The sequence below is a fragment of the Marinobacter sp. LV10R520-4 genome (assembly GCF_002563815.1).
GTDB lineage: Bacteria > Pseudomonadota > Gammaproteobacteria > Pseudomonadales > Oleiphilaceae > Marinobacter.
On sequence record NZ_PDJM01000001.1, the window covers coordinates 1,143,596 to 1,169,412 of the forward strand.

General features: G+C 54.6%; 18 protein-coding genes and 5 pseudogenes. 10 read left to right on the plus strand and 13 right to left on the minus strand.

What is annotated here, in order from left to right:
• The first annotated feature begins 111 nt into the window (after window positions 1-111).
• Window positions 112-840 carry an NUDIX hydrolase gene (locus tag ATG98_RS05405; RefSeq protein WP_098422326.1) on the plus strand — a complete coding sequence of 243 codons (729 nt, stop codon included), beginning with the start codon at window positions 112-114 and terminating at the stop codon, window positions 838-840.
• A 1,091-nt stretch (window positions 841-1,931) separates the two neighbouring features.
• Window positions 1,932-4,271, plus strand: coding sequence for a membrane-bound PQQ-dependent dehydrogenase, glucose/quinate/shikimate family (locus ATG98_RS05410; protein ID WP_098422327.1), 2,340 nt, complete (start codon window positions 1,932-1,934; stop codon window positions 4,269-4,271).
• A 201-nt stretch (window positions 4,272-4,472) separates the two neighbouring features.
• On the opposite strand, the gene ATG98_RS05415 is transcribed toward ATG98_RS05410, so the two are convergent.
• From ATG98_RS05415 to ATG98_RS05430, 4 genes are all read right to left on the minus strand, one after another.
• Window positions 4,473-5,855 carry a sodium-dependent transporter gene (locus tag ATG98_RS05415; RefSeq protein ID WP_098422328.1) on the minus strand — a complete coding sequence of 461 codons (1,383 nt, stop codon included), beginning with the start codon at window positions 5,853-5,855 and terminating at the stop codon, window positions 4,473-4,475.
• Window positions 5,856-5,948: 93 nt separating this feature from the next.
• Window positions 5,949-6,104, minus strand: coding sequence for an aminotransferase class I/II-fold pyridoxal phosphate-dependent enzyme (locus ATG98_RS05420; protein WP_323807748.1), 156 nt, complete (start codon window positions 6,102-6,104; stop codon window positions 5,949-5,951).
• A 5-nt stretch (window positions 6,105-6,109) separates the two neighbouring features.
• Window positions 6,110-6,313, minus strand: a complete 204-nt coding sequence (locus ATG98_RS05425) for a hypothetical protein (RefSeq protein ID WP_098422329.1) — start codon at window positions 6,311-6,313, stop codon at window positions 6,110-6,112.
• Window positions 6,306-9,872 (minus strand): indolepyruvate ferredoxin oxidoreductase family protein, encoded by a 3,567-nt coding sequence (locus ATG98_RS05430; RefSeq protein WP_098422330.1) that lies wholly within the window; start codon window positions 9,870-9,872, stop codon window positions 6,306-6,308. The genes ATG98_RS05425 and ATG98_RS05430 overlap by 8 nt, the downstream gene beginning before the upstream one ends.
• A 126-nt stretch (window positions 9,873-9,998) precedes the next feature.
• Here ATG98_RS05430 and ATG98_RS05435 point away from each other — a divergent pair, with 126 nt between their 5' ends.
• Entirely contained in the window at window positions 9,999-10,310 is a 312-nt protein-coding gene (locus ATG98_RS05435) for an Lrp/AsnC family transcriptional regulator (protein ID WP_098422331.1), read from the plus strand.
• Between the two features lie 233 nt (window positions 10,311-10,543).
• On the opposite strand, the gene ATG98_RS05440 is transcribed toward ATG98_RS05435, so the two are convergent.
• From ATG98_RS05440 to ATG98_RS05450, 3 genes are all read right to left on the minus strand, one after another.
• The gene (locus ATG98_RS05440; protein WP_098422332.1) at window positions 10,544-11,509 is read right to left on the minus strand and encodes a porin; all 966 of its coding nucleotides are present in this window, start codon (window positions 11,507-11,509) and stop codon (window positions 10,544-10,546) included.
• Between the two features lie 37 nt (window positions 11,510-11,546).
• On the minus strand, window positions 11,547-12,200 hold the full coding sequence (locus ATG98_RS05445; protein ID WP_228706023.1) for a DUF2057 domain-containing protein: 654 nt from the start codon (window positions 12,198-12,200) through the stop codon (window positions 11,547-11,549).
• A 325-nt stretch (window positions 12,201-12,525) separates the two neighbouring features.
• Complete coding sequence (locus ATG98_RS05450; protein WP_098422334.1) at window positions 12,526-14,412, minus strand: choice-of-anchor I family protein; 1,887 nt, start codon at window positions 14,410-14,412, stop codon at window positions 12,526-12,528.
• Between the two features lie 386 nt (window positions 14,413-14,798).
• On the opposite strand from ATG98_RS05450, the gene vapB reads away from it, so the two are divergent.
• Complete coding sequence (gene vapB, locus ATG98_RS05455; RefSeq protein WP_098422335.1) at window positions 14,799-15,029, plus strand: type II toxin-antitoxin system VapB family antitoxin; 231 nt, start codon at window positions 14,799-14,801, stop codon at window positions 15,027-15,029.
• On the plus strand, window positions 15,026-15,460 hold the full coding sequence (locus ATG98_RS05460) for a type II toxin-antitoxin system VapC family toxin (protein ID WP_098419825.1): 435 nt from the start codon (window positions 15,026-15,028) through the stop codon (window positions 15,458-15,460). The genes vapB and ATG98_RS05460 overlap by 4 nt, the downstream gene beginning before the upstream one ends.
• A gap of 38 nt (window positions 15,461-15,498) precedes the next feature.
• Here the strand turns inward: ATG98_RS05460 and ATG98_RS05465 are convergent, their stop codons facing one another.
• Window positions 15,499-15,804, minus strand: a complete 306-nt coding sequence (locus ATG98_RS05465; protein WP_098422336.1) for a hypothetical protein — start codon at window positions 15,802-15,804, stop codon at window positions 15,499-15,501.
• A 191-nt stretch (window positions 15,805-15,995) separates the two neighbouring features.
• Between ATG98_RS05465 and ATG98_RS05470 the strand changes: the two genes are divergently transcribed.
• Complete coding sequence (locus tag ATG98_RS05470) at window positions 15,996-16,850, plus strand: LysR family transcriptional regulator (protein WP_179888263.1); 855 nt, start codon at window positions 15,996-15,998, stop codon at window positions 16,848-16,850.
• 10 nt (window positions 16,851-16,860) lie between these two features.
• On the opposite strand, the pseudogene ATG98_RS22690 reads toward ATG98_RS05470, so the two are convergent.
• The 3 pseudogenes from ATG98_RS22690 to ATG98_RS22920 all read right to left on the minus strand — a co-directional run.
• Window positions 16,861-18,007, minus strand: a pseudogene (locus tag ATG98_RS22690) (putative bifunctional diguanylate cyclase/phosphodiesterase).
• A 26-nt stretch (window positions 18,008-18,033) separates the two neighbouring features.
• Window positions 18,034-18,345, minus strand: a pseudogene (locus ATG98_RS05485) (reverse transcriptase domain-containing protein); the annotation flags it as partial.
• Between the two features lie 361 nt (window positions 18,346-18,706).
• A pseudogene (locus tag ATG98_RS22920) lies at window positions 18,707-18,850 on the minus strand (IS5/IS1182 family transposase); the annotation flags it as partial.
• 254 nt (window positions 18,851-19,104) lie between these two features.
• Here ATG98_RS22920 and ATG98_RS05495 point away from each other — a divergent pair.
• The 4 genes and pseudogenes from ATG98_RS05495 to ATG98_RS05510 form a co-directional block, all read left to right on the plus strand.
• A pseudogene (locus ATG98_RS05495) lies at window positions 19,105-20,194 on the plus strand (IS630 family transposase).
• 346 nt (window positions 20,195-20,540) lie between these two features.
• Entirely contained in the window at window positions 20,541-21,272 is a 732-nt protein-coding gene (locus tag ATG98_RS05500) for a sulfite exporter TauE/SafE family protein (protein WP_098419832.1), read from the plus strand.
• 33 nt (window positions 21,273-21,305) lie between these two features.
• Window positions 21,306-21,527, plus strand: coding sequence for a hypothetical protein (locus ATG98_RS05505; protein WP_098419833.1), 222 nt, complete (start codon window positions 21,306-21,308; stop codon window positions 21,525-21,527).
• Window positions 21,528-21,561: 34 nt separating this feature from the next.
• Window positions 21,562-21,907: pseudogene (locus ATG98_RS05510) on the plus strand (ammonium transporter); the annotation flags it as partial.
• 153 nt (window positions 21,908-22,060) lie between these two features.
• On the opposite strand, the gene ATG98_RS05515 reads toward ATG98_RS05510, so the two are convergent.
• Window positions 22,061-25,357, minus strand: a complete 3,297-nt coding sequence (locus tag ATG98_RS05515) for a DUF6701 domain-containing protein (RefSeq protein WP_098422338.1) — start codon at window positions 25,355-25,357, stop codon at window positions 22,061-22,063.
• A 67-nt stretch (window positions 25,358-25,424) separates the two neighbouring features.
• Window positions 25,425-25,793, minus strand: coding sequence for a hypothetical protein (locus ATG98_RS05520; RefSeq protein WP_218925833.1), 369 nt, complete (start codon window positions 25,791-25,793; stop codon window positions 25,425-25,427).
• Between the last annotated feature and the right edge of the window lie 24 nt (window positions 25,794-25,817).

Consider the following 25,817-nt stretch of genomic DNA (forward strand, 5'->3'; position numbering starts at 1 on the left):
CAATTCATTTGACGATAAACTTAGCGTCTAGCCTCGCTTGTGTCAATTGATTTGACAGAAAAAGTTCGGATGGTATTCTTAGATCAACACTTACTCACTGGAGACGCCTTCATGGTTGTCACGCTCGATTTTATTTGCCTGCGCCTGAACCCGGAATCCGGGCTGCCGGAAGTCATGCTGCAAGAGCGCCAGAAGGGGCCAGAGAGCGGTCGATACGCCCTTGTGGGAGGTTGGGTATGGGAAGAACCTGCGTCTGACGGGGGTGATTCAGATGAAACCCTGGGCGATGCCGTAACCCGCATTCTAAAAGGCAAGGTTGGCTTCTTGCCAAGTCATCTGGAGAAGCTCCCTCCGGAAGGAAGTGTGACCCGGGACGCATCACTGGGGTGGTCAGTGACGATTCCATTTCTATGTCTGTTCAATCGCCCGGACATGGCCGAACTGGATCAGCAGGACGGAATTAAATGGGAACCCATCGAGTCGATTCTGGCCGGAAAATACCCTCTGCCTTTTGATCATCAGAAGCTCGTGAACATCGCTTACGAAGCGTTCCTGAACAAAATCAAATACTCGTCGTTACTGCTCTACCTGCTCCCCGAGAAGGTTGCCGTGCGTCAGATCGTTGAAGCGTACAATATCTTTGGTATCTGCGTGAAGAAACAAACGGTGTTCAGTCGGTGGGTAAATACGGGACTACTGGCAGAAACCGGAGAGAAGCGATCGATTGCGGCGAAGGGCCAGCCATCGAAGCTTTACGGACTGGAAGAGAAATCTCTGTCTTATTTCGACAGCGAGATTGGCAAGAGCTACAACAAAGCGCTGTCTGCCGTTTGCTCCTGAATTTCAGAAGTCCCGCCCATGCTAAGAATAGAGTAAAAACTGTGTCGTCATGTGACTGACTGGAAACGCCGTGGGATATGGTTTCACGGCGTTTTTTATTTTTACATACTGTGCAATTGTAGTGGATCAATGATTCCGGACACCAACGTAGGTTGTAATATTGCCGCCATAAGCGAGTTATAGTGATCTGCTAATGGACATTGGTTAAACCTTGACACGGGTCGCTACGACAATAAGCCTCAATCAAAGAGGGAGTTGCGAAGATCAATGGTGGCAAAGGACCAATTGTGCAGGGAATGTGAAAAATTTTATTTAATGGCTTTCCAGATTGTCAAAGTCCTAGGAAAGCTAAAAGTAAGCATCCGCTATAACTGATGCTTTAGCTGTGTGAGTAGCCCATAGTCAGCCAGTCACGTTTCTTGACGGCTCTCATTACTTTACAACTTCGTATATGTAGTACAAATTAAGCCGGTGGAGCTGAACCGATGCCTCAGCAGTCAGAACTGCTGGCAAAATGCGACACTTGAGACCGGACAATTTTTAGAGTCGCGTGGCACTGCATTTCGGCAAATTCATCGAGAAATAGCGGTTTAGGCAGAACTCAAATTGGGCAAAGTTCGACACCAGAAACCGGACAATCGTGTGCCCGCAAGTGGCGTAAAACGTGTAAATATCGGTTTTAAAAGGGTTTTTATCTTTTTAGCACAGCGGTCATAAGCTGTTTAAAAACAGACTTTATGCCGACTAACATCTCATCTCGCCGTGTGAAATTCCCGCCCTACGAAGGCAGTGGTCGCAGGTTCGAATCCTGTCGGGCGCGCCATATTTTTCAAGGCCTTACGTGAAAGCGTGGGGCCTTTTTTATTGGCTGCGCCCAAACGGTGCCCTGAGTGTGTCCACAATTTCAATCTGCTTTTCCTTACCACTGTAATTATAACTACCGCCCAGATTTTGGCCCCCTCCTGTCGGGCACAGAAGCAGGCGCCCCGCCGGAAACCGCTTACATTGCGGCGATTTAAACTTGACGCTGCTATTCAGGCCTACTTAGCTTGAATGTATAGCTGCAAATTGTATGACCCCGGGAACGGACTATGATCCTGCTCGCGATATTACTTGTTGTATTCGGCCTTCCCATGTTGGTAGGGGGCGTCTGGCTTATTACCCTCGGGGGCAGCTGGTACTACGCTCTGGCCGGGACGACACTGATAATAATCGCCTTGCTGGTGAAGCCCCGGCGCACCTTCGCACAGACCCTTTACGCATTGCTGCTGGCAGCCACCGCCGTCTGGGCCTATTGGGAAGCAGGGTTCGACTGGTGGCCCTTAGCGTCGCGGCTGGGGGTTCTGCTGCTGCTGGCTATTCCGCTGCTGTTTCCCGGTGCGCCGGGTCGTCGGCATGGCGCTGTCACGCTTGCCATTGTCTGGATTGGAGTGGGCCTGTTCACTGTGGCCAGTATTCCTTACGACGCCCACCGCATCGAAGGAGAGCTCACCACCGATGCTGTGGTTCCAAATCCCCGGCTCGGGGACGTACCTCAGGGCGACTGGTTCAGTTATGGGCGTAGCAACCTCGGCCAGCGCTATTCCCCGCTGGACCAGATTACACCGGAAAATGTCAGTGATTTGGAGCTGGCCTGGCAATACCAGACCGGCGACCTTAAGGGCCCGGACGATGTCGGCGAAACCACCTACGAAGCCACACCCCTGAAAGTGGGCAATACGCTATACCTGTGTACTCCCCATAACTGGCTGGTGGCACTGGATGCGGATACCGGAAAAGAACGCTGGGTCTACAATTCCAGGGTGCCTTCCGAGAGCCAGCGCCAACACCAAACCTGTCGTGGCGTGTCCTACCTTCCTCCAAGCGCGGGACTCGATGATATTCCGGAGGTAAAAACCCTCCAGTCACCGGCAGAAAGTCAGGCCAGCAGGAAATGCGACTCCCAGCTTTTCCTGCCGACCTCTGATGCCCGCCTGTTGGCACTGGACCCGGTTACCGGCGCCCGCTGCAGCAATTTTGCTGACGACGGATCGCTGAATCTGATGCACAACATGCCCCACAAGCAAGATGGTTTTTATTACTCCACGTCCCCGCCAGTGGTTGCCAACGGCGTGGTAGTCGTCGCCGGGGCGGTCAATGATAACTACGCCATCAACTCACCGTCTGGCGTTATCCGTGCCTACGACGTCAAGACCGGTAAGCTGGTCTGGAACTGGGACCCTGCAAATCCGGACCAGACGCAACCTATTGGCGAGAACGACACCTACTCCACCAGTTCACCCAACAGCTGGGCCGTGGCCAGCGCGGACGAAGAGCTCGGCCTGGTCTATTTCCCCATGGGGAATCGCACGCCGGACCAATTGGGGATGTACCGCACCCCGGAGGAAGAAATCTACTCATCTTCGGTGGTCGCTCTCAGCCTGGAAACCGGACAGGTTGCGTGGGTGCAGCAGTTTGTTCATCACGACCTCTGGGATATGGATACGCCAGCCCAGCCCAGTCTGGTGGATATACAAACAGAACAGGGTCTGCAACCGGGACTGGTGGTACCCACCAAACAAGGAGATGTGTACGTACTCAACCGGGAAACCGGCGAGCCACTGATTCCCATTACGGAACAGTCAGCCCCCCAGGGCACTATTGAGGGCGACTATGCCGCCGCGACCCAGCCAGTATCTGCCCTGAGCTTTCGGCCCCCAACCCTGAAAGCCTCCGATATGTGGGGCGCCAGCGCCATTGACCAGATGGTCTGCCGTATCAGGTTCCAGTCCCTGCGTTACGAAGGCATCTATACTCCGCCTTCGGTCCAGGGCACCCTTGTCTACCCCGGCAATTTCGGCGTGTTCAACTGGGGCGGCATTGCTGTTGATCCGGAGCGCCAGGTGATGTTTGGCATGCCGCTGTACATGGCGTTCATTCAGAGGCTGGTACCCAAAGACAATAACACCCCCATGGGCCCTACCAACCAGGGTGAACAGGGACTGAATGAAAATGCGGGGGCGGAATACGCCGTCGAAATAAAGCCCCTGATGTCGCCCCTGGGTATTCCCTGCCAACGTCCACCCTGGGGCTATGTGGCGGGCGCGGACCTGCGTACCGGTGAAATCGTGTGGAAGCACAAAAATGGCACCATTAAAGATATGGCCCCCATTCCAATACCTCTGGAGCTGGGTGTGCCAGGCATCGGCGGCCCCATCATCACCCGCGGTGGTGTGGTATTCCTTGCAGCCACCGTGGATAACTACCTTCGTGCCTACAATCTGACGGATGGTGAAGAACTGTGGCGGGCCCGTCTGCCGGCAGGGGGCCAGGCCACCCCCATGACCTATCTGAACAGCCAGGGTGAGCAGATGGTGGTGCAGGTTGCCGGTGGGCACGGCTCTGTTGGAACCACCATCGGGGACTACGTACTGGCTTACAAACTGAAGTAAGCGCTCAGTAAGCCCAATCGCCTTTACCCGAAATCAGCGATAAGAGTGCCATCGCCAACCAAACAGGATTCACCGCCACCAGGGATCAGACGACTTTCTCCGAATCCGGGTACCAGAATAAGCAGCGCAAAACACGTTGTAACTTCTTTCTGTCACGGATGGACAAGCTGCTTCCCTGGCGGCCGTTGGAGCAGAATGGCTTTAAATCAGGTTATAAAGAAACACGGTCGCAATACCCGCCGGCGTTACAAACTTCAGTATCACCATGAAGGCTTTGTAAGCGCCGCCCTTCAGCCCGATATCTTCAGCCAGCCCCTCGCGGCGGATGGCCCACCCTGCAAACAGGGCGATAGCAAGTCCTCCCAACGGCATCATCACGTTAGAAACCAGAAAATCGAGCAGGTCGAATACCGTTTTGCCTTCAAAGAAGCCGATAAAGCCCAGCGGGTGCACATCGCCCCACAGGTTAAAGGACAACACGGTACCGATACCCATAAACCAGGCAGCGAAGCCCCCGGCCAGAGCGCTTTTAACCCGATTTACACCCTTGTGTTCCTCAAGCCATTCGACGACGGGCTCCAGCATGGAGATGGCGGACGTTATGGCCGCCACCAGCAGCAATGCGAAGAACAGAGCTCCAAACAGGATCCCGCCGCCCATCTGGCCGAAGGCCAGTGGCAGGGTCACAAAAATCAGACCCGGCCCGGCGCCGGCTTCCAGTCCATTGGCAAAAACCAGCGGGAAGATTGCAAGCCCGGCAAGCAAAGCCACGCTGGTATCCAGCACCGCAATGGTCATGGCGGTTTTGGCGATGTTGATGTTTTTTGGCAGGTACGAGCCGTAAGCCATCAGCACACCTATACCGATACTGAGCGTAAAGGCAGCGTGACCAAGGGCGATTAAAACACCTTCCGTTGTCAGACGGCTGAAATCCGGCGAGAACATGAAGCTGACAGCACGGCCAAAGCTGCCGCTGCTCATGGCGTAAAACACCATCACGATAAGCAGCAAAAACAGCATTGGCATCAGCATACTGACCGCTTTTTCAAGACCCTTACGTATGCCTCGGCCAACGATAAACACCACAATCGCCATGAAAACCGTGTGCCAGAGCAACAGTTCCCAAGGGTTCGCCAACAGGTTATTGAACTGCCCGCCTATGGCTTCTGCATCAGCACCCACAAACGAGCCGAGCGCCGCTTTACCGATGTAAACCAGCGACCAACCACCGATCACCGCGTAAAAGGACAGCACCAGGAAGGACGCAACCACGCCGTTCCAGCCGATGATGCGCCAGCCTTTGGATGTACCCTCGGTTTTTGTGAGGGTGCGCATGGTTGCAACAGGGCTTTGACCACCCCGGCGGCCAATCATGATTTCTGCGATAAGAACCGGCACACCGATAAGAAAAATACAGGCGAGATAAACCAGTACAAAGGCACCACCACCGTTTTCACCTGTGATGTATGGAAATTTCCAGATATTGCCAAGCCCAACGGCCGAGCCGGCTGCAGCCAGAACAAAAGCCATTCTGGAGGTCCAGAGACTACTGGTCTGCTGATGAGGGTGAACTGTTTCACTCATTGCGTTCTCCGTATAATTGTTTTTGTCGGATCGTCATCATTTAAAGCCTCTGTAAAAGAGGCTCTGATTACTTGTTGTCATTGGGTTAATGAGTTACTGCATAACTCTGCGAATCGCGCTGGCAACTCTTGGCAGTGCCCGGTCATTCAGGCCTGCTACATTCACCCGGCTACTTTCCAGCATGTAGATGCCGTGCTCTTCCCGTAATTGGCGAACCTGTTCCGGTGTTATACCCAGGAACGAGAACATGCCGCTTAATTCACTCTGCCATCCGGCGCGCAAGGCGTCATCACCCAGAATGATTTCGACGATGGCGGCGCCATGATGGGCGTCTTGCCTGTGTCATCTTTGTAAACTCCGACACCCAGATCGACCTTGTCGGGCCGGGTATCGTCACGAAACATCTGCATCAGTTGCAGAATCGGATCCTGAGGTAACTGCTTCAGCGACTCAAACATGATCTGCCTCCTTGTTGTCGGCCTGGCTGGTTCGGATCAGTGTCGGGCGGCCTGTGTCGAGGGCTTTGATCAGCTGTGAATGTTTTTCCTGCACAGCTTCTGCGGCCTGTTCGCGCACCGGACCATAGCCCCGCACTTCACCGGCCAGTTCCGCCAGCTGAAGAAAAGTGTCGTAGTTGCTGGCCTCCAGCCCACTGACAATCCGCTCCACAAGCTGTTGGTAATCTTTCAGCTGCGCCCGATCCATCTTGCGGTCGGAGGAATAGCTGAACGGATCGATGGCCGTGCCGCGCAGCACCCGGAACTTCGCCAGCAGCTTGAACGCCTGGAACATCCAGGGGCCAAACTGACGTTTCTTCGGCCGGCCCTGGGCATCGCTGCCACGGCTCATGATGGGCGGAGCCAGGTGAAAGTGAACCTTGAAGTCGCCCTCAAAGGTGTTGTTCACCTCCTTCATAAAGTCGGTTTCCGCAAACAAACGGGCCACTTCGTATTCATCCTTGAAAGCCATAAACCGGTACAACTGCTGGGCTACGGCACGGGTCAGCAACTGGTTAGTCTCGCCCAGAGTTTCCTCGGCTTTACGTACCTGCTGTACCATGTCCATATAGCGATCGGCCCAGCGACGGTTTTGATAGTTCACCAGATGCTTATGGCGGATATCGATCAGCTCTTCCAGGCCCGGCTCCGGCTTCACTTCTTCTACTCTGGCCTCGCCGGTGTTCAACAGATCGGTGATGACTTTCACGTCCACAGCGGCCACTCGACCCCAGCCAAAGGCTTCCTTGTTGCGTTCAATGGCAACGCCGTTCAGCTCGATGGCTTTCATCAGCGCGGCTTGTGACAGCGGCAACAAACCGCGCTGCCAGGCGAAGCCCAGCATCATCACGTTGGAAAACACCGTGTCGCCCAGCAGTTTCTCCGCAATACCATTGGCATCCAGCTGTGCGAAATTGTCATCGCCTACCGCGTTACGGATCAGATCCAGGCGCTTGTCTGCCTGCATGTCTGCATCCCGGAACAGCACATAGTCCGCTGTCGGCAGCTCGGCCTCGTTGGCTACCACACGGGTGTGATTGGACCTGAGAACGCTCAGCGCTTTCTGGGAGGAGGCAACCACCAGATCACAGGCAATCACGGCATCGGCCTGGCCGTTACTGATACGCACCTGGTGCAGCTTGTCCGGAGACGGCGCCATGCGAACATAACTCAATACCGTGCCACCCTTCTGCGCGAAGCCGGTGAAGTCCAGCACCGAGGTACCCCGGCCTTCAAGATGAGCGGCCATGGTGATGAGCTGGCCCACGGTCACAACGCCCGTGCCACCCACACCACCCACCAACAAATCGTACGAGCCCGCAAGCTCCGGCAGAACCGGCTCCGGAATATCCGCCAGTTTGCCGGTAAGCACAGAGCCGGTGTCCATACCTCGGGATTTGCGCAGCTGGCCACCCTCGATGGTCACAAAGCTTGGGCAAAAACCATTCACGCAGGAAAAGTCTTTGTTGCAGGAAGACTGGTCAATCTTGCGCTTGCGGCCCAGCTCGGTCTGGCGCGGTACCACCGAAAGGCAGTTCGACTGTACAGAGCAGTCGCCGCAACCTTCGCACACGTGATGGTTGATAAACGCCCGTTTGGCGGGGTCTGGGTACAGGTTGCGTTTGCGCCGGCGGCGCTTCTCAGCCGCACAGGTCTGATCGTAAATCAGGATGGTACAGCCGGGAATATCCCGCAGCTCTCTCTGTACCTTGTCCAGCTCTGTACGGTCGTGAAAGGTTACATCGCTCGGGAACAGTTGCTTGTGGCTATCGTACTTTTCCGGCTCATCACTAAGCACCACAACCCGGCGCACGCCCTCGGCGGTGACCTGTTGCGCAATCATTGGCACGGTAATCTGACCGTCCACGGGCTGGCCACCGGTCATGGCCACCGCGTCGTTAAACAGAATCTTGTAGGTAATGTTGATGCCGGCCGCTACGGCCTGGCGAATAGCCATGGACCCCGAATGGAAATACGTGCCCTCACCCAGGTTCTGAAATATATGAGGATTACCGATATAACGGCTCTTGCCAACCCAGTTGACCCCTTCGCCGCCCATCTGAATTAACGATTCCGTATTACGACCCATCCAGGACGCCATAAAGTGACAGCCAATCCCGGCCAGCGCTTTGCTGCCTTCCGGCACTTTGGTAGACGTGTTGTGGGGGCAACCCGAGCAGAAATACGGTAAGCGCTTTACGCCACCCGGATCCTGAGCGTTGCTCATGCTGTTTATAGCGGCCAGACGCTCGCTGAAATCTTCACCGAAGAAACGACCAAGGCGGTCTGCCAGAAAACCGGCTACTAATTTGGGGCTCAGCTCACCGACATAAGGAATCAGTGGGCGGCCCAGTTCATCCTGTTTACCGGTAATCAGCACCTCGCCGGGGCGGTCCGGTTCCGACATCGCCTCTTTGATCTGGCTCTCGATAATGCCCCGCTTTTCCTCGATAACCAGCACTTCTTCCTTGCTATGAACAAAGTTGAGAATACCGCGTCGCTCAATGGGCCACACCAGACCCACTTTGTAGATATCCAGCCCCATCTCCCGGGCCCGGTCTTCGTCAATACCCAGCAGATCAAGCGCTTCCAGCAGGTCCAGGTGGCCTTTACCGGTGGTAACAATGCCAAAGCGCGACTGTGCGTTATCAAACAGGCAACGGTCAATGGGGTTAGCCCGGGCAAACGCCTGCACAGCGGCCAGTTTGTGCTCAATGCGGGTTTCCAGTTGGGGCCCGGGCAGATCCGGCCAACGGTAATGCAGGCCGGTTTCCGGCGGGGTGAAATCGTCCGGGGTTACAAACTCTGGCAGCGCAGGTAGCTCTACCGACGCCGCACTTTCCACGGTTTCAGACACCGCCTTGAAGCCCACCCAACAGCCGCTGTAGCGGGACAACGCAATGCCCCAAAGTCCAAACTCCAGATACTCGGCAATGTTGGCCGGGTTGATCGTGGGCATGAAAAAACTCATGAACGCTACATCAGACTGATGTGGCATGGAGGACGACACACAGCCGTGGTCATCGCCTGCAATCACTAGCACGCCGCCGTGGGGGGAGCTTCCGTAAGTGGTGCCGTGCTTTAACGCATCCCCGGCGCGGTCAACTCCCGGCCCTTTGCCGTACCAGATCCCGAACACGCCATCTACCGTGCGGTCATCATCGGTCTCTACCTGCTGGGTACCCAGCATGATGGTCGCCGCAAGGTCCTCATTAATGGCAGGTACGAAATCGATGCGGTTTTCATCAAGATGTTTTTGAGCTTGCCAAAGGGCCATATCATAAGCACCCAAAGGCGAGCCCCGGTAGCCACTTACCATGCCCGCTGTGTTGAGCCCCAGTTTGCGATCCAGCGCGGCCTGCATCAAAGGGATGCGAACCAGCGCTTGGGTTCCGGTCAGGAACACCCGGCCAGAGTCCCGCAGGTAGCGGTCTTCAAGCGTGTAGTTGTCCAGCTGCGGGCTGCCCGCCTCGGCGTTGCGGTCTTGAGCGATATCGGGTTGAAAGATGTCAGTGGACATGGCGCCCTCCTCTTGTTGATTTTATGATCAGAATTCTAGAGGGAAGTTCGCAAAAGGTGCTTGCGTATTGGGCAGGAATCATCTTGGTTTGCGGAATATTCTTTGATAAAAACCAGGTGTTACTAAATGAAACAGGTGGAACTGGACAAACTCGACCAGCGCATCCTTGTGATATTGCAACAGGATGGACGAATCAGTAACCAGCAACTGGCGGAACAGATCGAGCAGCAGGTGAGCAGCTATCCAGAAGTGCTTCAGTGTTTCGCGGTTACCGGTAATGCGGATTTCGTGTTGCGGGTGATCGTGCCGGATATGGCCAGCTATGACCGCTTCCTGAACGAAAAAATATTCACCTTGCAGGGTATTGCACAGGTTAACTCCAACTTTGCACTGCGTGAGATAAAAAATACCCAGACGATACCGTTAGGGAGTGCGTAGGAACGATGCGTTAGCCCTCTAGACCGCGTTGCCTCGACTATCACCGAGACCTGAAGCTGCACTCCAGAGGTGCAGGTTCGAATCCTGACATCTCATTTATAGAAGCCAGGTCATCTGATGAAAACCGAAAGGGATACAGAAGTATGAACGCACAAAGACCGGGCAATTGCCCGGTCTTTCTATTGCCTTTGTCTCACTCTCGCTCTGAACAAGCGATGCGCTTTCAGTAAAACTTAGAACTTCACGCGCAAACCGGCCAGCATACCCATATCCACTTCTGTGCCATTTTTTTCCAGGTCACTGTTAGCAACCTCGGCAAAGACACTCACGTTCTTGGCCTGCGGAAACTTGTAGGTCACGTTGGCGTACCATTCGGTGATGTCTTCGAAGCCATTCTCATCGGAGTCCTTGTTGCCCATGCCCACAGCCACATCGGTGGTGCTGGCAACGCCGAAGACTGCCGCAATGTTGTACTGCTTGGTCTCAAAGTCGGTGTTGTTGTCGTCGGTCACGCTGTAATCCGCTGCCAGATTCATGAAACCGAAATCGTAGGATGCGCTGACACCATAGGTGTCCAGTGAATCCGCAGAACCGGCTGGATTGTTCACCTGATAGGCCGCTGCCAAAGTCAGATCCGCAATGTCGGTCGCCACGAACACATCGAAGTACTCTCCATCAATGCCATCACCGTCGTCTCTCGCGTCCATCTCGTGAGACGCCGCGATGTACACATTGTCCAGCTCAACATCAACGCGCAAGGTGTCATCGCCATCGGTACCCGTATCATCGAAGCGGTCTTCATCGATGGTTTTAATTTCATAGGCTTCTTCAATGCCAAATTCATCGGAGGCAAAGTTCTGCTTGCCGAAGGAGAAAGAGACAACGTTGTACTTCAGCCCTACGTAAGCTTCTTCCAGGTTACTGCCGTTTTCATCTTTTTCCGCGGCATCCTTGAAGCCAAAATCCAGGCGACCAAAGGCCGTAAGGTCGTTGCCCAGCTCATAGCTCACATAGTTTTTCAGCTCCAGATCGTCGTACTCCACCTCAGCACGCTCATCATTGCCAATAGCCTGACGCATCTGAACCTGAAAATCGCCGTTCAGCTTGTAGGTAAAACCGTCTTTTTCATAAATGGTTGCAGCGCTGGCAGAACCTGCCGCTATAGAGGACACAGCAACAGCCAGAAGAAGCTTCTTCATAGGTTTTCACTCCAGTTTCGATTGATTTTATAGGCTTTTAATTGCTGGATTGGATCCAGTTCTTCCACTCTTTTCGAGTTTGCTTGTCGGCTTGCAAATACCAGTAGTGCAGCATTTGGCGGACCGTTTCCTGATCCAGAGCGCCCTGACCACCAGCCTTTGGCGAGGGGCCCTCTGTATCTCTATCGGCATCAGCCAGTCCCGGCAGTTGCATGCGGATGGCCGCGGGTGAAGAAGTGCGGTTAAAGGCCTCAAGCTCACCCGGATAATCCCGAAACACCTGAAATCCCTCTTTTTCCAACACATCCACGTGGTAGTTCACCGGCGTTCCTGCAGCGTTGGTCAGACGGAAATCCTTCTCGCGATTAAAGGCTGTCATCTGCCGGCGGGTTTGAATGCGGGGAGCTGACAGCGTCAGTTCGGTGTCAGCCGCTTCAAAAAGCAGGACAAAAGCCTCGCCGGTCTCGGGGAATGCATCATCGCTGGAACGGCCCAGCATTGCCGTGCAATCCACAACCAGCTGCTGGGTGCCATTGGTCAGCGTCAGCGAACTGTCCGGCAGAGCCGTTTTTTCTTCGCCGTTGACCACGTGGGCCTGCACACAAGGGCCGAGTGCCAGCGTTACTTCGGCAAGGGCCTGAGCAGAAAAAAGCAGGGCCAACAAAAAAGACGGGGCAAAAATAGCTTTCAACGGACACTCCAGAGGTTCAGATTCGTAACTTTCCGGTGTGCGTTTTGCATTGGGCGACAACCGAAAGGCCAAAATTTGGAAAAAAGCCGGGAGCAACCCCGGCATCAAAGTTTCTTCACCCAAAAGTCAACATCAACTCAAAGCCGGGACTCCCCTCAAGCTCTGAAACTTCAATTTACAGGTAATTTATTGCAATAAAATTAAGCATTTATGAAAGTTTTACGACAGTTTTACGACGGGAAGCGCGAGGAAGGAGATAAACGGGAAAAGCCCAGAGCGGCGGCAAAACTGCCACTCCGGGCTTGTCTTTCTTCAGGAACAGGCGTTAACGAATTTCGTAAATGGTGGTTGTGCCACTCACTTCGTTGCCCACAATCAGCAACGGTCGACCCTCCGGAGCCTCGTCAGCAGAGACAAAAAGAATACTTTCGGGGCCAAGGTCTCCGGCGGCCCAGGCAGGGGCAGTGCCATCGTCAATGCGGTCTTTAATCGAGTAATTGAAGTTCCGGTTATTGAGGTATTGAATGTATTCCGGGCTGGCAGGGTTGCTGATGTCATAAACCATCAGCCCACCCGTACGCTCCAGCCCGATGAACGCATAGGTGTGCCCGTTGATCTGTGCGGTTTCAATCGCTTCGGGTTCCGGCCCTTTGGCGTCACTGCGGCTATCGCCACTGTTTTCATCATTGTCGTTATTAAAATTGGGACCCAGGAGGTTGGCGGTAATCACTTCGAATTCGTTGCCGCTGTCGGCAATCAACTCTCCAGAACGACTCCAGATGCTAAAACTGCGCGCGCCATAGGCCAGCGATTGGTCCAGCTCACCGTCGCCATCAGTGTCTGCAGTCAGGGTCGTCAGTAATCGGCCAATGCCGGCTGCGTTAGTGAAATCCGCTTGCCGAAACACGTTCTTATCGGCCAAAGGCGCATCCGCAAACCGGATTTCCTCCACGAAGCCATCGTATTCACGGGCATCGCCTTCATTGGCGGTCAGGTAGTAGACCTCGCCGTTGATTTCCACAGATTTGATGGTATCTGGCATGTACATGCCGTGAACCGGCCAGTTGGCGATATTGATTGCATCATCCTTGTCTGAGACATCAAGCTCATTGCCGGGAATGGCATGGTTTTTTGTACCCAAGGCGATTATTCGAGTGACTTTCGCTTGTTGAATATCGATCACCGCAATGGCATTGTTTTCTTGCAGAGTCACCCAGGCTTCCGTCCCGTCTGGCGATACCGCGATGTATTCCGGCTCCAAATCCTGAGCTACCGACGACTGACCGTCATGCAGATACGCTCTGAGTATTGTGTCTTCGTCACCCGCTTCAGTGTCACCGTCAAACTCGGTGGTCAGAGTGATGGTATTACCAGCAATCGAGGCAACTCGATAGGGCAAGGGATCGCCTTCACTACTGGCGATGGTCATCCACATGCCTACGTCAACAGCAGAGGTATCTTTAACCATCAGCGTCGCGGGCTCGCTGTTTTCAAACCCGGTCACCTGCAATTCAGTTCTGCCGTAGTTGCCAAAAATCCGCACCTGCTCCGGCAGCTCGGCGGCCCGGGGACCATCCCGGTTAAAATCTCTGAAATCTACCGTCAGTGCCTGAGCTTTAGCCGGATTCCGGGCATCGATAATCGTCACCGAACCTTCTGGATCCTCGCTGTAGTCAGCATTGGGTTCGCCTTCATTGGCTACCAGTATGTGTCGACCGTCGGGCGTGAACGTCAACATATCGGGAAGTGAACCCACGGCCACTTGCCCGAGAAAACGCAGGTCATCGGAGCCATAAATTTGCACCCGACCGGCAGATGTCTGTGTGCTGTTTTGTACAGCAACAGCCACCCGACCGTCAGAAACACTGACGCTGTTGATAGCCCCAGCTTCTGGCCAATGCGCACCGGCAAAGATCGTTCCCACTTTCTCAGGATGAGCGGGATCACTCAGATCCAGGACATCCACCGCACCCTGCTGGGCGTTGACCACAAATACTTGAGTGGTATCCGGATCATAAGCAACAATTTCTGCAGCACTCTCATCAAATTTATTATCGATACTGGTAAAGCGTCCTATCTGAGCCAGGGAAATCTGTTTACCGGCAATGGGCTTAGCACTATTGGCCGTATTGCTAACGTTACCAGCACAGGCTGACAGACCCACGGTGGCTGAAAGAATGGCTGCTGCAAGAATGGATTTGCGGATTTCCATGTACGCCTCTCTGGTTTGCGATCGGGTTTTATCTGCCGATAACATTAGTTATTCAGTGTGACGAAGAGGCGTCAGGGAAAAGACAGTTTTGCTGCAATCTGATTACAGGTAGGTGGATAGCAGATCGTTCAGTGCACTGGGCAATGCCCGCGACGCCCATTCGAACTCGGACCCGGTCTCATGCTGATTGGTTCGCGGATGAACGAAGTTATAAAAGTACTATCGTTTCAATAGAGGCCAAATCGCTTTAGCAGCGATTGTCCCAGCGCCTTCAAGTATTTCTGTTTCGCTAATGCCGCGAAAATGTAAAATCAAACATATGCCTTGCCTATGCCAACCCTCAAAGCTATATTGCTTGTGACAAACACCTATAGGAGCAGCTAGAAATGCGTATCGTCTCTATTTTCAAAAACGGTAAGAACCAGGCTGTTCGTATCCCCACCAACATGGCCTACGAAGGCGTTGGGGAGCTTGAGATTTCACGGGAAGGCGACGTGATTACTCTGCGTCCTGCCCGCCCATCCTGGGCATCCTTTGCTGAGTTGCCGAAGGCTGATTCTGGCTTCCTGCAAGAGCGTTCAGTGATCGTAAGTGACGAAGCCAGGTTCAATCTTTGATAACCTACATGCTCGATACTTGTATTTGCTCTTTCATCATGCGGGAGCATCCGGCCTCGGTGATCCAGCGGCTAACCGCCGAAGTTGAGCAAAGCAACCGAATTGTTATTTCAACCATCACCTACGCCGAAATGCGTTATGGTCAGATAGGCAAAAAAGCCTCGACCAAACACAAGACGCTCGTGAATGAGTTCGTGAAACGGTTGGATGCCGTGCTGCCGTGGGATCACCGGACAGTCGACGCTACCGTCGAAGCCATGGGATTGTTAACTAAGGCTGGAACGCCCATTGGCCCCAACGATACAGCCATTGCGGGGCATGCGATCGCCTCAGGCTGTACGCTGGTGACAAACAACGTTCGTGAATTTAGCCGTGTTACTGGCCTTGTTTACGAAGACTGGGTCGAGAGTTCATCCGGTTCGGCTCACTGAGCGCGTAGGGCTTTTCTTCACTCATAAAGCTTTCTCCCTCAAGCGTACTGATGAACCCCACGCGGACGCTTTCCAGCCTTCATAAAGCGCAGGCTCTCGTTGTCGTGTTCGAGTCCTGAGGCTTGCCGGTGCTGCTCCAGAAAAGCCATGGCATCGGTCCGAAGCGGCAGCTTGAGTGCCACGTTGATTTCCCAACGCTTATAACCAAGATCCGCCAGTGTGTCGTCTTTCTCGGCCAACAGCGTCAACGCCATGCGCCGAAACTGTTGGCGCCGGGAATAGCGACCCAACAAGGTGGCTAAGTGCATCCCGATTGTCTGATCATTCTTATGGGAGCCTGGCATCGCTGTTCCTCCTTGTTTGAGTCTTTAACCCGCATGAATGGCTGAGGTCCGTAAACGCGCCCACCTCATTGCATTGAACCGTTATGGTGGCGACTTCTCTGCGTTCAATCAAACGAAAAGAATTTAACTCTGCCTTCAGATATGCTTAAGTCAGATGCCAATTCTTTTTTAGGAGGTGTAATCAGGTGACGATGCCCCTGCTCGATAATGAGGTACTTAGAACGTTTGTCGCGATTGCAGAGTGTGGAACGTTTACCGCTGCCGCAAAAGTCGTCCACCGGACGCCTTCGGCGTTGAGCATGCAAATCAAGCAACTTGAAAAAATCCTGGGCAAAAGTCTGTTTGTTCGCGAGCCGCGTCAGGTGCGGTTGACCAACGACGGTGAGGTGTTACTGGCATACAGCCGTCGGCTATTGCGACTCAACCAGGAAGCGGTAGAGCATTTCATCGCACCCGCGCTGGAGGGCAAGGTGGGTTTTGGTACCTCAGATGATGTTGGTACTCGAATTCTACCCGAGGTACTCGCCCAGTTTGCGCGTTCCTATCCGGCTGTGTTGGTGGATGTTGTTGTCGGTTCAAGCAAGCAGAATCTGACAAAGCTGGATGCGGGAGAGCTCGATATGGTGCTGGTGACTGTGTCAGAACGCGTTAGGGGCATTCGTGGCGAGGTTGTACATGAGGAACCACTGGTTTGGGCAGGCAAAGAGGGTTCGTCTGCGTATCTGAACAAGCCCCTGCCGATTGCGGTGGCTCACGAGGGATGCGCATGGCGCCAGATGACATTACTCGCCCTTGAAAACGCTGGCACGCCATACCGGATCGCCTACACCTGCGAGCACTGCTCCGGCCAGGAAGCTGCGATGATTGCAGACCTTGCCGTTGCGCCTTTCCCCCTGAGCCTTGTGCGGTTACCGCTCAAACAGATTGTCAGCGACGACCTACCAGAGATAGGCCGTTATCAGCTGGCACTCGTGCGCAGAGGCTCCAATCCCCTCAATAACGCTTTGGCGGCCCACGTGAAAAGTGCCTTTCAGAACTTGCAATGATGTCGCTTGGTTAATCATCAGACGTTAGCAGCAGCTCAACCGAGCATGAAGCAGATTCGTTCCAATTCCGTATCCAGTCAGGCATAGCCTCTGCAGGCATAGGACGTGCGATACCGTACCCCTGGCCAAAATCACATCCGAGTTTTACCAGTTGTTCACTGTGTTCTGGCGTCTCGACACCTTCTGCAATCACGGCAAGACCGAATGATTTGGCCAAGCCCAGAATGCCCTGAACAATGGCAAAATCGTTAGAATCAACCAGCATATCGCGAACAAAACTCATATCAATCTTGAGTTTTTCCACTGGCAGCCGCCGCAGGTAAGACAATGACGAATAGCCGGTGCCAAAATCGTCCAGTGAGCAAATAACACCCAGCTTGCGACAGGCTTCGATCGTCTTGGATACAACCTCCAGATTCTCCAGGGAGGAGGTTTCGACAATCTCCAGCTCAATCTGTCCGTTCGGAATCGACGGGTAAAGGCTGAGTATTGCCTCCAGTCGTTCTACGAAATTGAGCTGCCTGAGGTGTAAGGAATTGATATTGACACTTACGGGTATAAGAACCCCTTGGCGCGACCAGGCCCCGCTCCGGGTGCTGCCAGCGAATCAGGGCTTCGGCTCCGACGACCTCGCCCGATTTCAGGTTTACCTGGGGCTGATAGAAAAGCACAAACTCATTTCTGTTCAAGCCCAGCTGAATCCGTGTCTGATCCTCATGAAGGCTACGAACCGCCTTGTCGTTTTCAGTGTCGAAATACTGGAACCGATTTCTGCCCTTCTGTTTCGCAACGTACATCGCCTGGTCGGCCTGACGGAGAAGCTGATCGGCGTCCAGAATCTCGCTTTGCGGATAAAATGTCAGACCAATACTGGCAGTTATAAAAATCTCTTGCTCCGCCAAGGTCACTTTTTCAGCGATGGCCAACAGAATCCGGCTGACAACATTTTCTGCTCTTTCCGTTGCGCCAAGCTCTGGCAGAACCACCACAAACTCATCGCCACCGAACCGGGAAAAGGTATCGCTGCCGCGGAGTTCCTGTGACACTCGCCAGGTAATTTTCTTTAGCAGGTCATCCCCCACGCCATGGCCCAGGGTATCATTGACCTGCTTGAACCCGTCAAGATCAATAAAAAGCAGCGCATCGTATTTGGCCATGCTCTCAAGCTGCTTCTGGTAGTTCGGAGCACCCACTTGGCGGATGTTTGCTTTGCGAGCGCATTGAAACAATGTGCGATGGCGTCTGCCGTTTAACGCTTGGGTCTGAAACCATAGGAGTTCGGATCTGCTTGAGTTTCGGCAACCGGTTCCAAAGCGAGCTTCCACAAGGATTGCATCGCTCTGTCTCGCATCGTCGGTATCCCTAGCGGACGTTTCTTTCCATTGCTCTTGGGTATGTAGATACGTCTTAGCGGTTGCGGTCGATAACCGCGATGCTTCAACGCTAGTGCTCCTTTTAATTTGGCGGCCGGAGTCGACCAAACCTTGCCATCGATCGCCGGCGGTACCGTATTCACGATGGGCTATCGGTAAGAGCCCATACCTGACCGCACACCTTTTTGGTTCAAGCCTATCAGCATCTTTGGCTTGTCTGGCATGACGACGTTTATAAGAGATTCACATCTGTTGGCCGTAGCCGCTCGTCCCTAGCCCCTTTCCGCCTCGATGCTGGCAGATTATGTCTTTCCTCACGGGTCGACATACCGACTGAGTCGGCGGTTACATTGTCCCCGAAGCTTCGCACGGTGCTGTTACCGGCTCCGCACGTCCGGGTAGGGAACGGTTGGTGAAACAACCGGTTTCGTCAGGTGAACGTACCCTGCGAAACAGAAATACAGGCGACTTTCAGGTCGCACTGCCAAAGTGCCATTCATTGCCTTTTTTGGCTTGGTGCATCTCTGGATTCCGTGCCTTGGCCCGGTTCTTCGTGGATGGCGGCGCGGCAATAATGGTGGCGTCTACGATCGTGCCTTCGCGCATGAGCATGCCGCGCTCGGCCAGGGCACGGCTTGTTCCATCTCGGCCAGAAACCGCTCACGTCGGGTTATCTTTTTCTTGGCGGAAAACTCGGCTTGGGCGAAACTCGTCTGCTTCATGATCGTTCCTGGTCGGTTCGATTGTCGGGGATTTGATTTTACCAAATCAGCGACTCAAGCGGAATTAATCAGCGTTTCCCTAGTGTCCCTTAACAAAAATCCGTATAGATAATTATTCTGTCCTGTATAATCTGACAAACAGACACAGGAGAGGTGCTCATGGCGCGGATAGCTAGACCCCTTGAAGTTAGTGACTCTGAACGAGAGGAGCTGGAGTCGTGGTTGCGGCGACAACGCATGCCTGCCGCTGAACAGTTGCGAGCGCGCATCATTCTGCTAAGTACTGAAGGCCTTCCGGGCAGGGTGGTCGGTGACCGCGTTGGGGTGACCTCCGAAACGGTGAATAAGTGGCGAAATCGTTTCAAGGCGCGCCGGGTTGCAGGCCTGACTGATGCGCCCAGAACCGGTCGGCCTCGAACCATAAATGATCAAAAGGTTACTGATTTAATTAATAAAACGCTCAGGGAAAAGCCAAAAAATGCCACTCACTGGTCGACGAACCTGATGGCAAAAGAGGCCGGATTGAGCGCTATGTCGGTGAGTCGAATCTGGCGGGCTTTTGGTTTGAAGCCGCATCGCCATGATACCTTCAAGCTGTCTACCGATCCCCATTTTGTAGCCAAGGTTCACGATATCGTTGGCTTGTACATGAACCCGCCAACGAAGGCGTTGGTGCTGTGTGTTGATGAGAAGAGTCAGATACAAGCTATCAATCGAACTCAGCCAGCGCTACCCCTGTCCTTCGGGCACACGGAAACCAGAACACATGATTACGTCCGACACGGCACCACAACGCTGTTCGCGGCACTTGATACAGCGACAGGGGAAGTGATCGGCAGGCTTCATCGCACGACACCGTGCAACGGAGTTCCTGGCCTTTTAAAAAGAGATTGATCGCGCGGTTCCGCACGATATGGACGTTCATCTAGTCATGGACAATTACGGGACGCACAAAACGGCAAAGGTGCGCGCCTGGTTTGCCGCGAGGCCTCGCTATCACGTGCATTTCACGCCGACTTCAGCGTGTTGGATCAATCAAGTCGAGCGGTTCTTTGGGCTGATTTCAGAGCATTGGATTAAACGAAATTCACATCGCAGCACACGAGAGCTTGAGAGCTCGATCAAAGACTATCTGAAGATTTACAATGAAGACCCGAAACCCTTTGAATGGCATAAATCTGCCGACCAGATTATTGAGTCAATCGCCAGATTATCAGACAAACTCAATAAACAAATGAACTTCTGTTAAGAGACACTACCCGCTTTCCCATTGAACTTCTCTGCTATCCCGCACTCTCTCTAATCTTTTGCACAGCCAGCAACGTAAACTCGTGATCAACTACGCAGTAAAAGGGAAGTTTGTACCTTGAATATTCTCTACTGGTTTACCCGGTCGGCACTTTCATAGACCGCTGGGGCGGCGACGCAGAGCAACCCGTTGGGCTACACACAGTGGACGCTGCGGACTGGCTTCTCTCATACTGATGAATAACAAAGTAAGCGGACAGGTCTTTCCAAAACCGTACGACACTGCTCATCCAGGTTTGCACGGAGCCATTCTGACAAAACGGACCTAAACAGGAGCTTCGATTGCCGTGACCGACATCAACCTGATCCAGATTCTACTGGCCAACATCGCCCTGCTGGCAGGCGCCTGCCTGCAAGGGATTGCCGGCTACGGAATCGGCACCCTGTCAGCACCGCTGATGTTTCTGGTCAGCCCGCTGCTGATACCCGGGCCATTGATACTCAACGCTGTATTGCTGACCATCATGATGCTGATCCGCAATCGCGCCAGCCTGAGTTTCAGGCAAGTGCGGTTTGCTATTGGCGGCGATGTGGTGGGCACGGTGCTGGCGGGAATGACCCTCGCGGTGGTGTCCACCCAGGCCTTCGGGCTGATTTTCGGCGGTTTGATCCTGGCGGCAGTGGCGCTGAGTGTGGCCGGGTTGAGGCCAACACTGACACCGCGCAATAGTGTCATTGCCGGAGCTGCCTCCGGCTATATGGGGACGATTACTGCAGTAGGCGGGCCTCCCATCGCCCTGATCTATCAGAACGAGCAAGGCCCCCTGGTGCGGGCCAACATGTCTGCGTTCTTTCTGTTTGCCAGCTTCGCCAGCGCGATCGCTCTGGTGGTCTCGGGCCATCTCGGAGTGCGTGAGGTGATGCTGTTTGTCGTCACGTTTCCTGGTGTACTGGCTGGTTTCCTGCTGTCTGGCCTATTGGTACATCGGGTACCCTTCGGCGGTCTGCGTCCCGTCATCCTGGGCATAGCAGCCGTCGCTGGCGCTGCTGCGGTCATTAGGGGTATCTGGACCTACTGACTTTTCGACACCTGAACCGGTTCCCAACTGTTCATGGAAAGCCAGCCAGTACACCAGGAAACGGCAGCGCAGCTTGCGCAACCTCACCGGAAAGTTGTTTTAACCGCGTTGCCCTGGGTGACCGTCACAGCCGGGGTGTTTTTTGCTGGTCTGAATCTCATTTTCGGCTCTCAGTCCCTGGCGGTTTTAGAGCTCCTGATGGTCGGATATTCGGCTTTCCTGCTTTATATCATTCGCAGCACCCACCCTTTGTGATCGGAAGCGGGTACTGCCCAGGAGTGATTAACCCGTGGACATCACGAGTGCAGCACAAACCCTGACCGAAAGCGCCAACACGCTGTTTATCCTGATCGGTGCCATTATGGTGCTCGCTATGCACGCGGGCTTTGCCTTCCTTGAGGTGGGCACCGTTCGGCATAAAATCAGGTCAACGCGCAGGTAAAAATCATTACCGATTTTGGCGTTTCAGCCAGGGTTATGAACTGGTCAAGTTTTTCTTTTTGCTGACATTTGCTGCCGCAATCCCCGCCATTGTGTCTGGCGGCATTGCGGAACGTGCGAAGTTCTACCCGATGCTGATCGCCTCCGCCCTGATCGCAGGTGCAATTGCCGGGGCCATTTTCGTCTACCTGTTCGAGTGGGCCCAAAACAAGATCGAGGTAGACGAGAACTTCCGCCGGCGCAGGCGCGTAAGAGCGGTTCTGAGCGTTGATCTGCGACCGAACAGACGAGGCGTTCCCCCGCAGACGCGTAGGAACGCTCACTCATTTCAGCAATCTGCCCGGCGCCTAGCGGTACAACTCGCGGCGAAAAATCAACGGCGTCGGGCCGCTGTAGATGCCGAAGGTGGCAATGCCTTGTGCAGCTTCGCGGCCTGTGCCATTCCAGTCAAAGTCCAGCCAGGTAGGCGGCAGCGCGGGGCTCGGCCCGCCGGCAAAATGGACGCGTACTGAGCCCGTTTTACCGGCACCGGGCGCCGTCAACCCCAACTGGCCGACGCCCGCCGAAGGGCCCACCACGCTCGGGGTAGTTTCGCCTGCGGCCAACTGGCCACTAAAGCCATCCAGCACCGGATCGCCTAAGACGCCAGCCGAACAGTTATCCAGGCCTTCGCGCACAAACGCGCTGCCGGTCGCCTTGGCCTGCCAGGTCTCGATAGTCAGCGGCAGATTCAACGCCTGCAATTCTGAGCCATGGGCATTGCCGATACGCAGCCGGCCCAAGCGCACTTCGCTGCCGCCAAATCCGGGCTCACGCACAGTGAGAGGATCGGCATCGGCGAAATAGTCCGCACAGGCCGCGCCACTGTCTTTATTGCCATGGGTATAACAAACCCCATCCTCATCCGTTAGCGCTGCGGCGGAAACATTCAAGCTAACAAGCGCTTGAAAAGGCCGATCATCGATCGTTGGCGTGACCGCAGGGAGATACCAGAGCTGCTGGTCGCTCCAGCGAGCGATACGAATTCCGTTCCCCTCAGTGGCCAGATCATCCAGATACTCTGACTGGGTAATGTCGACTTCTTGCAAACGCGCCGGCACGACTGGCGGCCCCACAACGTATCCCTGATCAAAACTGGCTACGCCGGTTACAGAGGTGTATTGGCTGCGCTCGGGAGCGTTTAACCGCCAGAAATCGCCGCGATCGTAGTTCGTGGTGACGACGCCGGCGCGATTGTGGCCACTCACCTGCAGGCGCGGTGCCTGACCAGCAGCAAAGCCCATCGGCTGCCCCTGATAACTGAACGGGCCACAACTGGGCGTCAAACTGGCCGAACCCACAACGTCCAGGTAGGCCGGAATAAAACGACCGATATTGGCGCTAGTACTGACTTTGTCGATAACGCCGTCACCGTTGCTGTCGCCGACTGCAGGGCCGTCGAGATAGTTCGGCGGATTAGCGGTGATGGTGAACACTCCAACCTCAGAAATCGTCTGATTGGTATGGGTTTTTTCTCCCGCGTCACCGAAAACGATATCGACATTGGTCTCGCCAAGAATGCCGGAAGAACCAGAATCAGGAGCAACTAAGCTACTGGTGAGGGTTATGCCGCTCTGTCGATAATTCGGGGTGACGGCTTTTACGCTACAAAAGTCCGTATCCGCACCCGCCTCCCAAGCAACGGCCTTCACGCTCAAATCAAAGGGATCCCCCGCGGGAACGAAAACAGAGCAATTAGCATCGCCCAAAAGGCAACTGCTGTTCGTCGTGTCACTGTATAGGCACAACCCATACGGCCTAACTACAAACGTATTCCCCGTCGAGGTCATCACCAGCCCGGTATCGGCTTCTTTATCCTCATAGCGCAGGCTCAAACTGAGCTTGCCAGCATCTGGATAGAACAAGCGAATGGGTGCTTCTGCTTGCGCATTGAAATCCAGCGGCACTAGGGTAAAGGCTGATGAAATGTTGGAAATCTCAACATCGTTCACTTTTAGCTTCGGACTTCCCACTAGGTCTGTCGGCGCAGGATTGATGTAGTCCGAAGCAAAACCAACCATGCGCTCACTCTTTTCCGAGAAACCGGGGATACAACGAAGCGGATCAGCCGGATCACTTTTTACCGCGCGCACCCATACGTCATCGAGCGTTGTTCGCCCTGCAATATGGTTCGGAATTAGAGAACTACCTGTTTGACTATCAAACAGTACAAAACCGCTCTCGACCATTTGCAACGTGCAATTAGAACTCAGGGCATTTGAGCCAATGCTGCACAGGGTCTGCGCCGATGCAGCAGGCGTGGACGAGGCCATGCTCAAAAATGCCTCCCCGAACGTACCGGCGCGCAATGCATAAACTTGGCTACCGCCCGTGAATGTCTGGGTCTGACTATTCGTAGTTACGCCCTGCGTTATCTGAGCCTGGGCCGTTATCGAATCGGTATAAAGATCGCAAGTTTCATTCAAACAAGCCTTAACGGTGACATCCAACGGATTGCAGGTCAGACCGCTAGCCGGTGCGCTTATCTCGAAGTGATGGATATCGCCAACCACTACCGCCGAGCAAGCAGACGGAATATTGATGACCAGGTTGATGTCGCCAACGCTGCCCCCTGTTTTTACAATCGCGACATCCGAGGTCACCGTGCCGCGAACCTGTGAGTTGGTCAGGGTGATGACGCCCGCACCGCTGCTGACATTGCCGCCAATCGAGGTGGTGGTCGTGGTGATGGCGCCAGCACCGATGCTGCTGACATTACCGCCGACCAGCAGACCGGTCAGCAGACCGGTCAGGGTGATAACGCCACCGCTGATCACATCGTTGCCGACCGTGCTGCCGGTGCCAATCGTGATCGCGCCAACCTGGGTAATGACCGAACCGCCGACTTTTATGTTGGTTGTCAAAACCACCACACCCGCGCCGGTAATGCTGATGCTGCCGCACACTCGGCTCTGATCTTTCACGGTGATACCGCCCGTGACGGTGCTAACGCCCCCCGCCACTTCAACCTTTTCCCAGAGCCAAACGACCCCCGCCCCCGTGGACGTAATCGCCCCGCCGACACTGCTCTGGTTACCGACGGTGATGCCGCCATCCTCGGTGGTGATACCGCCGCCGAGCGTGGCGCTCGCCAGCAGGGTGACCACGCCGGCGCCCGTGCTAATGCCCCCGCCGACCGTGCTTCTGCTGCCCACGGTAACGGCGCCAGCGCCGGTGCTGATCGCGCCATCCACCGTGACATCTTCATCCAGGGTGACCGCTGCAGTGCCGACCACGTTGGCATTCAGCCGGGTGTTGGCGCCCAGCGTCAGCGCACCGTTGGTGATCAGCTTGAGGTCGTCAACCGCTCCCGAGGCATTGATCAAATTGCTCGCGCCAGTGGTGAATGCCCCGGAGAAGGTAATGGTGACCGGTTTTAATCCCCCGAGAGTGATCGTGTCATCTTCGGCAAGCGTCAACACACCGCAACTGTAGGAATGACCGTCATCCTTTTTACACCCTGCCGGCAGATCTTCAGAGGACGGATGAAAAAAGTAATCGGTCGCCGCCTGCGCCAAATTACCCAGCAACAGGCCCAGCAGCAGCAGCGTCCAGCGCGCGGTTTTTAGCCATGCATGGCGGCTTATGGAACCCTGCTGTTTCATGGTTATTCTTCCTTTTTCTTTTCGATAGTCGCGGTCAGCCGGCGGAAGGCATGGTCGGGGCGGCTCATCATTTCTCCACCACGGCGGTCAGCTTGCGGTAGGCGTAATCCGGGCTCGCGAGGGTGGCGAAGGTTGCCGTGGCTTCGATCTGATAGAAGAAAGTCAGGGTGCTCTTACCTTCTTCTATCAGAGGTTCAGAGCTCTCGTGCTTTTCGCAGCTCACCTCTACCATGAATCCATCCAGGCTGAAGACAGTTGCATTCGCACAGGTCGAACCAGCCGCAGCCAGCCCCCGCGCAATGCCATATTCCAGCCCCGCGCGGGCGACCTGATAGGCCCGCGCCTGCTGGATCGCCAGGCTGGTCGTGGCGTTCTGGATCACCGCCAGGCGGGCCATGGTGGCGATGACCGCCGCGACGATGATGATCAGAAACATCGCTGCTACCAGGCCGAAGCCTCG